This window comes from Dyadobacter sp. CY356 (genome assembly GCF_021440195.1).
Classification (GTDB): Bacteria; Bacteroidota; Bacteroidia; order Cytophagales; family Spirosomataceae; genus Dyadobacter.
Genome location: NZ_JAJTSZ010000001.1, coordinates 643,559 through 657,598, shown reverse-complemented (window position 1 = coordinate 657,598; position 14,040 = coordinate 643,559). Strand labels below are relative to the sequence as shown.

The 14,040-nt window shown below is 40.4% G+C and carries 12 protein-coding genes; all 12 read right to left on the bottom strand.

Annotated features, from left to right (window positions below; all coding sequences use genetic code 11):
- Nucleotides 1-307: 307 nt before the first annotated feature.
- The 12 genes from LXL81_RS02835 to LXL81_RS02780 all read right to left on the bottom strand — a co-directional run bounded on the left by LXL81_RS02835 (nucleotide 308) and on the right by LXL81_RS02780 (nucleotide 14,037).
- Nucleotides 308-580, bottom strand: a complete 273-nt coding sequence (locus LXL81_RS02835; protein ID WP_234645189.1) for a UBP-type zinc finger domain-containing protein — start codon at nucleotides 578-580, stop codon at nucleotides 308-310.
- Nucleotides 581-2,242 (bottom strand): response regulator, encoded by a 1,662-nt coding sequence (locus tag LXL81_RS02830; protein ID WP_234645188.1) that lies wholly within the window; start codon nucleotides 2,240-2,242, stop codon nucleotides 581-583.
- A 23-nt stretch (nucleotides 2,243-2,265) separates the two neighbouring features.
- The gene (locus tag LXL81_RS02825) at nucleotides 2,266-3,684 is read right to left on the bottom strand and encodes an ATP-binding protein (RefSeq protein ID WP_234645187.1); all 1,419 of its coding nucleotides are present in this window, start codon (nucleotides 3,682-3,684) and stop codon (nucleotides 2,266-2,268) included.
- A gap of 179 nt (nucleotides 3,685-3,863) precedes the next feature.
- Nucleotides 3,864-4,823 (bottom strand): L-histidine N(alpha)-methyltransferase, encoded by a 960-nt coding sequence (locus tag LXL81_RS02820; RefSeq protein WP_234645186.1) that lies wholly within the window; start codon nucleotides 4,821-4,823, stop codon nucleotides 3,864-3,866.
- 87 nt (nucleotides 4,824-4,910) lie between these two features.
- Nucleotides 4,911-6,068: an ergothioneine biosynthesis protein EgtB gene (egtB, locus tag LXL81_RS02815; protein WP_234645185.1), complete on the bottom strand. Its 1,158-nt coding sequence runs from the start codon at nucleotides 6,066-6,068 to the stop codon at nucleotides 4,911-4,913.
- Entirely contained in the window at nucleotides 6,049-7,629 is a 1,581-nt protein-coding gene (locus LXL81_RS02810) for an ABC transporter permease/substrate-binding protein (protein ID WP_234645184.1), read from the bottom strand. Before LXL81_RS02810 ends, egtB begins: the two co-directional genes overlap by 20 nt.
- A complete protein-coding gene (locus LXL81_RS02805; protein ID WP_310589544.1) occupies nucleotides 7,626-8,582 on the bottom strand; it encodes an ATP-binding cassette domain-containing protein in 957 nt (318 codons plus the stop codon). The genes LXL81_RS02810 and LXL81_RS02805 overlap by 4 nt, the downstream gene beginning before the upstream one ends.
- A 70-nt stretch (nucleotides 8,583-8,652) precedes the next feature.
- A complete protein-coding gene (locus tag LXL81_RS02800; RefSeq protein WP_234645183.1) occupies nucleotides 8,653-10,032 on the bottom strand; it encodes a mercuric reductase in 1,380 nt (459 codons plus the stop codon).
- Between the two features lie 8 nt (nucleotides 10,033-10,040).
- Entirely contained in the window at nucleotides 10,041-10,322 is a 282-nt protein-coding gene (locus LXL81_RS02795; RefSeq protein WP_234645182.1) for a DUF427 domain-containing protein, read from the bottom strand.
- Between the two features lie 153 nt (nucleotides 10,323-10,475).
- The gene (locus LXL81_RS02790; protein ID WP_234645181.1) at nucleotides 10,476-11,375 is read right to left on the bottom strand and encodes a glycerophosphodiester phosphodiesterase family protein; all 900 of its coding nucleotides are present in this window, start codon (nucleotides 11,373-11,375) and stop codon (nucleotides 10,476-10,478) included.
- Between the two features lie 191 nt (nucleotides 11,376-11,566).
- On the bottom strand, nucleotides 11,567-12,400 hold the full coding sequence (locus tag LXL81_RS02785) for a glycerophosphodiester phosphodiesterase family protein (protein ID WP_234645180.1): 834 nt from the start codon (nucleotides 12,398-12,400) through the stop codon (nucleotides 11,567-11,569).
- Between the two features lie 59 nt (nucleotides 12,401-12,459).
- Complete coding sequence (locus LXL81_RS02780) at nucleotides 12,460-14,037, bottom strand: SusD/RagB family nutrient-binding outer membrane lipoprotein (RefSeq protein ID WP_234645179.1); 1,578 nt, start codon at nucleotides 14,035-14,037, stop codon at nucleotides 12,460-12,462.
- Between the last annotated feature and the right edge of the window lie 3 nt (nucleotides 14,038-14,040).

Here is a 14,040-nt window from a genome sequence, read left to right as displayed (position 1 = left end):
TAGAAATTTGATACAGAGAATGAAATTTTTCAGCCAACCGAAATGAACAATCCGGAATAAAGGTGCAACGCACCGAAATAATTACAGTAAACCAAAAATGCCAATCCGGATCAAAGGTGCAGCGCAACGAAATATTTGTAGAAAACCGAAATGCACAATCCAGAATAAAGGTGCAGCGCACCGAAATAATTGCAGCAATCCAAATGCAAAATCCGGATCAAAAAAAGTCAAGCATCAAAATGAAAAAACCTGTTCAAACGGATCATATAAATCCATCTGAACAGGTCTTCCTCCTTCTACAAATCCATTAATCATACTCCACAAACGAATCATCGACATAACACCACATCCATTTTTCACCAGGCTCCGATGAAATAATGACCGGGTGTTCAGTTGCATGAAAATGTTTTGTCATATGCTGTGATGGCGAATCGTCACAACATAAAGTTACTCCACAGGTTTGGCAGGTACGTAAATGAACCCATCTGCCTCCGGTATTTACACATTCTTCACATTCCCGTTTTTTTGCCGTTTTAATTTCAGTGATCGCACTGATGTGGCTACATATTTGATCTGCCATTTATATTTCGCTTAAATATTGATGAACCATATTAATTGACATCGAACCTTCACCAACCGCAGAAGTCACCCTGTTCATTGCACCGGCACGTACATCACCTGCGGCAAAAATCCCTGGCGAACTCGTTTCCAGTAAATATGGGTCTCTATCTACTTTCCAAACCCGCTTGAAATCTTTGTAATTATTCATTTCACGACCGGTTTCGATAAAACCTTTGCTGTTTTTAATGATTTCCAAACCAACCCAATCTGTGTAAGGTTTAGCTCCGATAAAAATAAATAATGCATCAGCCGCTACGGAACGCTGTTCATTAGTATTCAAATCTACCAGCTTCAGGCCTTGCAAATGATTTTCTCCGCAAGCTTCCAGAATTTCAGTACAACCCAAAATAGTTATATTTTCAGTTGTTGAAATCTGGTCAATTAAATACTGTGACATGGAAGAACTCAGGTCTGTTCTTCTCACAATCACATAAACATGATTTGCGAATTTGGAAAGGTACATAGCCGCCTGGCCGGCAGAATTTCCTCCTCCTAAAATATAGACTTCCTTATTTCCGCAAGATGTAGCTTCTGTATTTGCCGCACCATAGTAAACACCTTTCCCGGTAAATTCTTCAATTCCCTGCGTTTCCAATTTGCGATAATCTACACCCGTAGTAATCACAACCGCTTTTGCTGTGATTTCGGTACCATCTTCCAACACAATCGTTTTATACTTATCCTTCACTTTTATTTCCTTAACCGACTGCGGAGAGAGAATTTCAGTTCCAAACCTCGCGGCCTGGGTTACCGCTCTTCGTGTTAAATCTGCACCACTCAGTCCGGATGGAAAACCAAGATAATTCTCAATTCTTGAACTCGTTCCAGCCTGTCCGCCCGGCGCTTTCCGCTCGATCAAAAGAGTACTCAATCCTTCCGAAGCACCATAAACGGAAGCTGCCAAACCTGCCGGACCAGCACCGATAATGATCACATCATAAATTTGCTGCTTCACCGTGGCATTCAAACCAATTTTTGTTGCAATATCCAGAACCGCCGGATTTTTCATCAAAGTTCCGTCCTCCAAAATCACCACAGGAAAGTCCGCAGTTTCAAAATGATTGGTGGAACAGATCAATTTCCCTTGTTCACTGGTTTCAATATCCATCCAGGTATAAGGAATCAGATTCCCGTACAGAAAATCTTTAATCTGATGCGATTTTGGAGAGAACTGGTAACCAATAACTTTAATCCCCTTAAAATCAGGACGATAATCAGCCTGCCAGTCGTTTAGTAAATCATCAATGGCAGGATATAATTTTTCTTCCGGCGGATCCCACGGTTTCATCAGATAATAATCCAGTTGAACATCGTTGATCGCTTTAATCGCTGCATCCGTATCAGAATATGCGGTTAGCAAAACACGTTTTGCATCCGGAAATATTTTTTTTGCTTTTTGTAAAAAGTCAACGCCCTGCATTTCAGGCATTCTTTGATCAGAAATAAAAATCGCTACTTCTTCACCTTTATTTTGAAGATCCATCAAACTTTCCAGCGCCTCTTTGACGGAATCAGTACTCAGGACACGATAGGTATCGCGGTACTTCGATTTTAGGTCGCGGGTGATGGCCCTTAAAACCTGCGCATCATCATCAATTGAAAAAATAATTGGCAACCCCATATGATTTTGTTTACTTGGTTAAGTTATTTTGCATTAATTGGAAAGCAAACGATAAACTCGGTTCTCCCCGGTTCAGACGTTACGCTTATAGTACCCTTATGTTGCTTTACGATTCTGGTCACAACATCCAATCCTAATCCGGTACCCTGCCCAATTTTCTTTGTAGTAAAAAACGGATCAAAAATTTTGTTCTTGATATCTTCGGAAATTCCTGGTCCATTGTCAATTACTGACACACAAACATATTCCCTGTCCTGTCTTGTTTTTAATGTCAATTGCGGATTTTCTGTATTTTCCAAAGCATCCGTTGCATTGTCAATCAGGTTTGTCCAAACCTGATTCAATTCACCGATCATGGCTTTTACAGGCGGGAGATTTTCATCAAAATCCTCTATAACCGTTATATTTCCTTTCTTTATTTTATAGTTCAACATCGTCATCGTATTGATAATTCCGGTACGGATATCAGCAAATACCTTATCGCCTCCCCCATCCATATGGGTGAAAGTTTTAACCGAATTAACCAGATCAGAAATTCGTTTGGAAGCAATGCCAATTTCAGAAACCATTCTTTCCGTAGTAAAACTGTTATTGATCCAGATTAAAAGCGGAGATAATTTCCCTTCCGGGATATGACTTTTAATTTCTTCGAGGTCATCAATTGATAAGCCAAATTCAACAAAGTTTTCAGCCATGTCGTAGACATTTTTGATACCCGGCTGCTCGTCAAGCCACTCAGTTATTTCATCCTCCCTGTCCGCCCGCTCCATCATAGTCAGCACGGGACGATTTTTATTATCAAGCGCTTTATGGATTTTATCGTTCACCCTGTTAATATCATCCGTATCAAGTCGGATGGAAATTAACTGTTTGAACGCATCAGGAAGACATTGCAAATGTTTTTCAAGCGATACCGAACCTCTCACAATGGCGGCGGCCGGATTGTTCAGCTCATGCGCCAAACCCGCTGAAAGTTTTCCGAGTGCCATCATTTTCTCATTTTGCTGCTCCAATTCCGTAAATTCCCGGATTCTGGAAGCCATTACATGCACAAGCACTTGCGTCAGTTCGTAATAGGTTTGGATCAGCTCACGCATTTTCTCTCTCGGAAGCGACAAAAGTTCCGTTTCTTCTACGCAAACCGCACTTGCAGGCATAATCTTGGCCCTCGAAAAAGGCAGCACCCCGGTAACATTTCCAGCAACAAGATCTGCTATTTTAGATTTATTGTTGTTTTGCAGGCGATAAAGCTCAATCCGCCCTCTCAGAATAATATGCGTATAATTAACCGGTTCATTAATTTTCGCAAAAACATCGCCTTCCTTAAAAATTCGGTGCTCGCTTTCATCTATAAACCATTGCAACTGACAATCAGGAACTTCCTTGAAAATTTCAATCGATTTCAGATCTTCAACGGTAACTTCGTTAGTGGCGACTTCCATGACAATCGTAGTTAGGATTTGGTTTACAGAAATATTATGATCAACTCAAAAACAGGTAACACCAAAAGTGGCAAATCTGTTATCAGATCTCAAAAAATCGATGATATCAGCAAGATATACAATGAATAAGGCCTTACCGTTAAGTAAAGCCAGACTTCTAATCCACGTAAATTTAAAAATTATTTAGTCCACAAACTATCCGTAAAATAATGTTTGCAATCCAGAAAATGTTCAATGAGTTCAAAACCATTATTAGTGGCAAGATTTTCAATTTCAGCGATCGTATATTTCTTAGACAACTCTGTCCATATCAGCTCATTTTGACGGAAGGAATATGTTTTATCGATCCTCGAAATATAAACTTCCTGTTGTTTTAAACTGACCAAATAACTGCGCACTTCACCATTGATCGGGTTGTAATGTGAATAAAAATCAAAAAATTCTTTTTTGAAATTTGCCCCTAATTCCCGGTTCATTCTTTGTAACAAATTCATATTGAATGCTTTGGTAATCCCCTGGCTGTCGTCGTAAGCATTTCTAATGGTTGCAGGATTTTTTTGAAGATCAAAACCAATCAAAATCTTGTCACCGCTTTTCATATGGTTGTTAAATTGCCCCAGAAGCTCACTTGCCTCCTGTTCCTGGTAATTTCCAATATTACTTCCTAAGAAAAGAAATAATCCCGGTTGCTCCATTTCTGTCAATTCTTCAATCACAGAAAAATAGTTACCAACAATGGATTTAATTTTCAACCCGGGCAGATAACCAAGCATATTTGCTTCCAGTTCTTCGATCGCTTTTTGTGAGATATCGATTGGGACGTAAGTAAAATCAACCTGATTTTCGAGAAGTTTTTTTAATAATTGCCGGGTTTTAATACCATCTCCCGCACCGAATTCTACGATGTTAAAAGGCTCATTAAAATCAAGCTTTTTGATAATATCCTGTCCTTGAAGAGATAAAATCTCGAATTCACAGGGCGTGGGATAATATTCAGGCATATTCATGATGTCCTGAAAAATCACACTTCCCAGATCGTCATAGAAATATTTTGATGAAATATTTTTCAAAGGAGCACTTAATCCATCGTCAATATCCTGTTCAAAAATTAAGTCAGGGGTTGTAGTAATGGTTTCCATATTTAAAGTAGGTTGATGTTGCGGCTTTCGGCTATCAGCAATCGGCTTTCAGAACCGGATCAAAAGCCGATTGCTGACTGCCGACAGCTATTTTACCAATCGAATTCCGGTATACTGCCAGCGTTCGTTTGTGTGAAAAAAGTTACGATATGTTTTTCTGCTATGGTCTGGTGATGTGGCCACGGAAGCACCTCTCAACACCATGCAGTTGATCATGAATTTGCCATTATATTCTCCAACTGCGCCTTTTGCTTTGGTAAAATTCGGATAGGCCAGATATGCGCTGTTGGTCCATTCCCAACGTTTCCCCCAGGAAAACTGATCAGCAGCGATCTCCCATTCAAACTCGGTTGGCAAACGCATTTCTTTCCATTGCGCATAAGCCCAGGCTTCGAAAAAACTTACGTGGGAAAGGATCGCTTGGGGGTTCAGTTTCTGCAAACCAGCCATTGTAAAATAAAACCATTCACCATTTATTTTATGCCAGTACATCGGAGAATTAATTTCATTTTCATTTACCCATGACCAGCCTTCATCCAGCCATAAATTAAAGTCCTGATAACCACCTGCTTCGATGAATTCTATGTATTCTTCATTGGTAACCAGCGCTTTGCCGATCTCAAAATCCTGTAAATAAACTTTATGCCGGCCCAGTTCATTATCAAAACTAAAACCTTCACCCTCGTGTCCAATTTCGTAAACGCCTTCTGATATATGCACAAAACCCGACTCCTGGTTAACATCGTCCACCAGATTATGTCCTTGTTTATAAACCGGAAAAGTAGGATTATGACCTAGAATATATTTGATATCCGTTACGAGCAATTCCTGGTGCTGCTGCTCATGGTGAAGGCCTAATTCAATGAGGATAAGTGACTTTTCATTATCCAAAGTTTCAAGCAACTTGTTCATATGCTCATCCACATATTGACGGTATGCGTACACATATGAAACTTTCGGCCGCGTAATATTTCCCCTGTCGGTGCGCAGCACTCGGTCACCTACGTTGTTGTAATAGCTATTAAATAAATAATTGAAAGTTTCGTCAAAAACGCGGTAGTCCGGGATGTGATTTTTCAGAATAAATGTTTCAAAAAACCATGTTGAATGCGCCAGATGCCATTTAGGTGGACTTACAAAAGGAACTGGCTGCGGTACATAATCTTCTGTTTCAAGAGGTTGACAAAGCTGTTCAGTATACTTTCTGACGACATTATATCTTTCCCTAATGTTGGTGGTTTTCATTAGACAAATAAAGTTTTAAATCTGAAATAGTCTGTATATTCAATGATTGTGCCTGACTCCTGCGCATCATCAGCGCATAGGCATTATTAAAACCAATCGGTTTCAGCCAGCTTAATTGATATTGATCTGAGAATTCTTTCTGAACAAAATTGAAAACCTGATCACGGCTGTCAATCATTTCGTCAAGCGTTTTTTTATCAGGTTTAAGGATCACAAGTAAGCCCGTTCCTGTGTATTCCGGGTACATGTCAATCTCATTATTTGTTAATGCATCAAAGCAGATTTTCGTTCCCCCAAGTCCGGTTCTGGTTACAACTTTTAATTTTGTATTTCCTTCGATCAGCATTTTATATATGTTGATAAGGATGTACTGCTCGGCAAATATTTTCGAACCTAATCTCACAGTTTGTCCGTTACCAGAATTTTGAGGTTTTTTGTACAAACCTTTTTCCCGCATAAAGTCCAGGGCAACCTTCTCAGGCAACTGTTTCAGGTAATCAACCCTGTAATTCAATTCCGTCATAATAGAATCGTTTATTACTCCGGACAAAATTTCCAGCGCAGGCTGCAACTCAGGATATTTAGCTAAAACATCCTGCCTGACTAACGGAGCTGCATAATAGGGTGGAAAAATTGATTTATCATCTTTCAAAGTTACCAGATCATATGCTTTCAACCTTCCATCAGTACTGTATCCGCTGATCACATCCAATTGATTTTCAAAAGCTGCTTTATACATGACTGCGTCACTGATCACAACGGTTGGAATATCCAGTTTATACTTTGATTTTAATCCCAGATATCCATCCTCGCGCCCCATGAACTCCGGCGTAAAACCGGCGAGTACTTTAACCTGTGTGCGTGGAATGATGTAAAAGGAAGAACATATCAACAAAATAACCGGAAGAATCACCGACACTTTTCGCATCGTTTTTAACTTTGCTTTTTGAAATAAGGAAAGCAAAAAATCAAGAATAATAGCCAGCAATGCGGATGGAATTGCGCCTGCCAAAATCATGTTGGTATTATTTAGCGCGATACCTCCAAAAATAAATTCACCCAAACCACCGGCAGCAATATAGGCAGCCAATGTTGCAACGCCGACGTTGATAACTGTCGCAGTCCTGATCCCTGCTAAAATAACCGGCATCGCAAGTGGCAATTCAACATTGAATAAAATCTGCCATCTGCTCATGCCCATTCCCCGCGCAGATTCAGTAATTCCCTGATCGACACTGGTAATTCCGGTGTAAGTATTTCTTATAATGGGCAATAAGGCGTAAAGAAAAAGTGCAGCTATGGCTGGAAACGCACCTATTCCCAAAAGTGGGATCATGAAACCCAGTAAGGCAATACTGGGAATTGTCTGCAAAATACCGGCAATACCCAGAACTGCCCAAGCAGCCTTCTTTTTTTCGGAGATCCAGATGCCAAGCGGCAGACCGACTGCAACAGCAATGAGTAATGAGATACAGGTTAATCCGATATGTGTGACGGTTTGAGACAACAATTTATCAGATTGCTGCATCATAAACTGCCAGAGGTTTTGCTGCTCCGTCATCTATTATTTTTCATTTCAAGATAGACAGACTGGATTGTCTGTATGGTAATTTCTTTTACAGCATTACTTTCTTCATCCTTTACAAACAGCTTTTCCTGATTTTGCTGTGACAAGGTTTCCATACCTTCCCATAAACTTTGATTGCTGTTCAGAGAAGTGGTTACAGGATATTCCGCATCCGCAAACTTTTCCCATAAATTCCTGAATTTCAAGGCACTTAATTCCAGCTGTAATCTTTGATGATTGAAAAAACTTCTGGAAAAATCATTTTCCGGGTTAAAAATCAATTCTTCCGGCGTACCCGTTTGTACGATTATACCTTTATCCATCAAACAAATCTGATCCCCCAATTCGAAAGCTTCCTGTACATCGTGTGTTACCAGCACAATGGTTTTACTTATCAATTCTGGCAATTCGCGAAACTCCTTTCGGATACCGGCCCTGGTAATCGGATCTAATGCACCGAACGGTTCATCCATCAACAATACCGGCGGATCTGAAACCAGCGCGCGCGCAATGGCGACTCTTTGCTTTTGCCCGCCGCTTAACTCGTCCGGATATTTATTGGCATATTCAGCAACAGGAAGTTTAAGCTGCTCCAAAAGTGCTTCGGATCTTTTTTTGATTTTTCCTTTATCCCAATTTAAAAGGTTGGGAACAACTGCTATATTTTCTGCAACTGTATAATGTGGAAAAAGGCCATTATTCTGAGATACATAACCAATGCTGCGCCTGAGAATTTCAGGTTCGGAAGAAAATATGTCCTGACCATTTATTGTGATATTCCCGGAAGTTGGTTCAATCAAACGATTTAGCATTTTCAGCGTCGTTGTTTTCCCACATCCGCTGGTGCCAAGAAAGACCATTGTCTGGCCTTTCCTGACTTCAAACGAAATATTTTTTACTGCGTGAATACCGTTAAAATCTTTGCTGATATTTTGGGCAATAATCATCAGGGCTGGTATCAGTTTATCATTTTCTTAAAAATAAATAATTTACTGGTTATCAACAGTAAATTAAATACTATTTATCCAATGTCATGAACAAATTGTTAAGCGATTCGGCGTAGGTTGGATGTGCAAAAACCCCTTCTTTTATTTGATCGTAAGTGATACCGCCAATCATGGCCATTTGCAGAATCGTAACAATTTCGCCGCCTTCGGCTGCCAGAACGGAGGCACCCAGGATTTTTCCCGTCTCGGCATCAATGACTGCTTTCATCATGCCTCGTGTATCGCCGGTTTCTATTGATCTTGCAACACTTGAATTTGGAATGCTGGCAACGGTTATTTTTTTACCACTCTCGTTCGCTTCCTGCTCGGACATCCCGACGCGTCCAAGCTGCGGATCTATAAACATACAATATGGAACCAAACGATCTTTTATAGAAACATCTCCTTTTTCAATAATGTTTTTTCGAATAATACGGTAATCGTCATACGCGATATGTGTAAAAGCCGGTCCGCCTTTCACATCTCCCAAAGCAAAAATTCCTTTTTTTGTGGTTTCCAGCTTATCGTTTACTTTGATATAACCTTTATCATTTACCTCAACACCAGTAATATCAAGCCCCAGGTCAGCAGTATTCGGTTTTCTTCCAATGGCTACCAAAACATGAGAACAGGAAATATCTTTTGAAACTTCGTTGACACTCAAAAACAGATCGATATTAGTACCTTCCTTCTTAATTAATTCGACTTTACAATCGGTCAGTATTTCGATCTCCTCCTCATTGAAAATCCTGACAATTTCATCTGCTATATCCTGATCTTCCCTATGCAATATCCGGTCAGATTGTTCCAGAATCGTAACTTTGCTTCCAAAACGACGGTACATTTGCCCAAACTCCAAAGCAATATACCCACTGCCAATAATCACAAGATGCTCCGGAATTTCCTGCAATTCCAGAATCGAAGTGGAAGTGAGGTAATCAATTTTTTCTATTCCTTCAACCTCCGGAATGGAAGGATGTTCACCGACATTAAGAAAGAATTTATCTGCCTTTAAAACCTGGACTTCGCCGCTGTTTAATTTTACGGTTACTTCTTTTTCACCGGTAAATGTGGCGGTGCCGTAGATCAGATCAAGATTTTCTGTTTCCAGAATACCTTTCTCAGAACCTCCGCGCATGCGCTGAACAATTTCATTTTTTCTTGCCAGTATCTCATGCAGATCAACGGTATACCCGCCAACATGTATACCGAGCTTTTCGCTATTTGCAACTGACCAGGCCAGTTTTGCAGATGCAATCATCGCCTTGGTTGGCGAACATCCATCGTTTACACAGGTTCCGCCAACCCATCTTTTTTCAATTAAAGCAGTTTTCATTCCTGCTGCGGCAAGTTTTTTTGAAAGTGGCGTTCCTGCCTGGCCAGAGCCGATTACAATAGCGTCGTATGTCATAGTGTGATTTATTCTTCTATTTTAACACCTTTCCAAAAGGCAACATAATTTTTAATATTTTGGGCCGCATCTTTCGGCTCAGGATAATACCAGGCCGCATCCGGATTTGACCTTCCGTCAACTTCCAGCGTGTAATAAGATGCCTCACCTTTCCAAGGGCAGGTGGTATGGGTGGCGGATTCTATAAGGTAGCCTTTGTTTACTGATTGGATTGGGAAGTAGTGATTGTTTTCAACAACAATTGTTTCGTCGCTTTCGGCAATGACTTGGTGGTTCCAGGTTGCTTTCATGGGAATTAATTTATTGACTGATTTCTAAAACTTGGTAACAACATTTTCATTAATAACATTAAAATTGTGCCGGATAAATATAAAAAAAGCCGGCAAGCATTGAAAGCTTACCGGCATATTCTGATTTATCGTGCCGATTAAAGAATATTTTCTCTACTTAGTCTGATAACTTCCAAAAAGTTTTATCATACGGTCGGGCTGATTTGTTATAATTCCATCCACGCCGTAAGCTGCCAGTTGCGTCATATCCTTTTCTTCATCAACCGTCCATGGCAAAACCAACACTTTATTTTCATGCGCCTTTTTAACCAGCTCCTCATTTACAAGTGTGTAATACGGACTGTAAATATCTGGCTTGAAACCAAGTTTGGTAATATTATCATCAAAACTATCTTTATTCATTAACAAAAAAGCAAGTTTTACTTTTGCATTTTCTTTATGCAAAATCTGCAAAGTGCGTGGGTCAAATGATTGAATTGTTGTGCGGTTTTCAATATTCTTCTTTTTGATCACATCCATTACCAGTTTAACAAAAACGTCAGGAGCAGGTTTATAAACCCCATCGCCGGCAGGAGAAATTTTTGTCTCCATGTTGTAATAAACCGGCTTCAGTTTATTTTTCTTAACATATACCTCAACGCTGTCAATCAGATCAGAAAGCAATGGTTTGTACGTTTTCATTTTCTTTTGCTCCGGAAAACGCGGATTTGGTTTGCTGCCTCCGTCAAATTTTCTGATACTGTCGTAAGGCATTTTGTATAGTGCCAGACTTTTTTCTTCACTTTTAGAAATTTGTGAGCCGTCCGGTTTCAGCATAAAATCAGATGACATGTATGCATCATGAGAAACCACGACTTTGCCATCCGCTGAAATAACGCAGTCCAGTTCCAATGTTTTTGCACCAAGTTTCACTGCGTTGAGCATAGACGAAATTGTATTTTCAGGATACAGGCCCATTCCTCCACGGTGTGCCTGAACGTCTATTTTTTGTTGGGCAAATGTGGTGGTTGAAAGTATGGTTCCGGTAAGAATTGATAATAGTAAATGTTTCATTTTGGATTGATTTTAATAATATTATTGGTAAAATTGGTGGGTTAGCCGAAATATTGCGGTGCTCCGCACCTTTGAGATATAAGAAATCACCGTCTTCTACAAGTATTTTGGTGCTCCGCACCTTTTAACATAACAAAAATCATCTAGCTATGAACTTCGTGGTGGACCGCAAGTGTTTTGGTGCTCTGTACCTATCTCTCTGAATTATTTTTGATTGAAATTAACAAAGCCGGATCGTCCGTATAAATGCGCTCGACGCCAACTTTTAAGAGTTTCTCCATAGTTTTACGATCATTAACCGTCCAGGATCCAATATGAAGTCCTGCGGATTTCACTTTTTGAACGGTTTCTTCTGTAATTCCTTTGTAATGGATTACCAGGGTTTCAAATCCTTTTTCTTTGGCAATTTTAATATCTTCATCCACATTGGTAGTAGGAAGCCGGTCCCAGAAAACCGGGATTTTCGGTGCGATTCTTTTGACATCAGACATATATTTCAAACTTCCATCATTAAATCCCACCATATTTTCAGCTTTTAATTTTCTTAAAATTTCGATTGCTTCTGCCACACAATCTGCTTTGGGCTGAATAGACAAGTGTGTCTGTTTTTGTTTCATAATCAATTTTACAGCATCTTCCAGAAGCGGCATATGCTGTGGCGGACATTCAGCTAATGTTTTTCCATTTCTGGCACGGAAGTCAGTAGCGATGTCGACTTTCTTTAATTCTTCGTAGGTTGAATTGGCAATTGCCAGGTCGATATCTCCTACCCTTTTCGTAGTCGGATCATGAAGTACAACAATTTTCCCGTCTTTTGATTTGTAAATATCCAGCTCAACCCAGTCTGCGCCAAGATCGACGCCGCTTTGAAAAGCCTGCAATGTATTTTCCGGATATTTGATAGAATTTCCCCGGTGGGCCGTTACGCCATGATGCAGGGAATCTGCCGGAAAATGATGAGCCCACACTGTTTTTGATAAAATAAATACAGTTAAAACGGCCAGGAACAAATTTCTGTTTTTCATATGCATATTGTATTAAAAATCCGCAGATCTTGCCAAATAACAAGATCTGCGGAAAAAATCTATTTCAGTAACCACATGACGCCATTTACGTCATCCACATTATTATACTGGGCAATGGCCGCATTATAATTGTCCGTATTGGCAGATTGCTCGGCAGCCTGGTATTTATAACGCAAAGCGATTTTTCCATTATTACCTGTTCCCACACCTGTTTTGAAAACCGGAACACCCGTTCTGCGCCAGTTGAAATACGCTTCCAAACCGCTGTTCAGATAAAAGGCAATGTATTTTTGTTCCAAAATCTGTTTCAGACCCGCTTCATTATTCCCTGCATATTTAACTGTTGGCTGCGCATAATACGCATCGTAATCAACATTAACAGTCGATGATACGTAGGGACCAGCAACCGGAACACCCAACGGAAGAGAATAAACCGTCATCGTACCTTTTGCCGGAATAGAATAAAAACTCATCGACGCTTTGATACCCGCATTATAATATGCCTCTGCATCTCCCAGAGGACCTTTTGTGATCCAGCCGCGGTTAATTGCTTCTGCAATATTGAAACACATTTCTGTGAAACCAATTATCGCTGTTGTTTCGCCAGTATAACCCGAATAATAACGGTACCGGTTGATATAACTCAAAACTCCACCACCGTTCTGACTTGCCAAAGCGCCCATATCCAATCCGATATCACCACCTTTGAAAGATGAAAAGTCGGTTGGACTACCGCCAGCCGTAACCAGACCGGGAGCGGGATCCGTGGTCACAAAAACGCGTGGGTCTTTGCGGTCAGTTAATAAACTTACATAGGTTGAAGTGCTGTTGTTCAATGCTCCGTTTGCAAAAGTTTCTTTGTTCAAAGGATAACGGTTGGTTGGATTCAGCCAGGTATATTTCAACTCATTTGCGCTGCTTGTCATGATCGGATACTTAACCGGATCGTTGATGATCATGGCAAATTGCTGTGGAATGTTCATATCCGCATCCGTTGTTGCCTTTTTGCTCAAATGAATCAGCAGACGCAGACGGAAAGTATTAACCACTTTTTGCCACGCCGCCAGACTGTTTGAGAAATACATATCTCCCGTTAAAGTCACATCATTTTTTGCAATAAGCTGGGTAAGATCAGCATTTGCTTCTTCCAGCATTGTCAGACTGTTTTGGAAGACAGTTTTCTGAGCATCATATTTTGGCGTCAGAGCCGTTGCGCCCTGCAAAGCTTCCGACATGGGAATATCTCCTGTTTCAAGGCTCATTTTGGTAAAATAATAAGCTCTGAAAAACTTGCCCAGGGCATGGTATGGATTCAGATCGGCAGCTCCGGAAGTTGTAGCCTGTTTCTCCATATTCACAACATTAGTCAGCGTACCATATAACTGGCTTCCTGCTCCAAAATTATACTGGTTATTGCCGAAGTAGGAATTGTTTTGCAGCTGATACTGATTGGTTCGGTCAAGCTGTCCGCCCGGCGATTCCAGCATGGTGTTCAAAACCTGGTTGAACAACAGCGACGCCGGCACATCCGTAGGTTTGTTTGGATTAACGTACAGATCATCAAAACTTTCCTGACAACCCGTTCCCAGCGACACCAGCAAAGCCAGCGTTACTATTTGCTTTATATATCTTTTCATTTT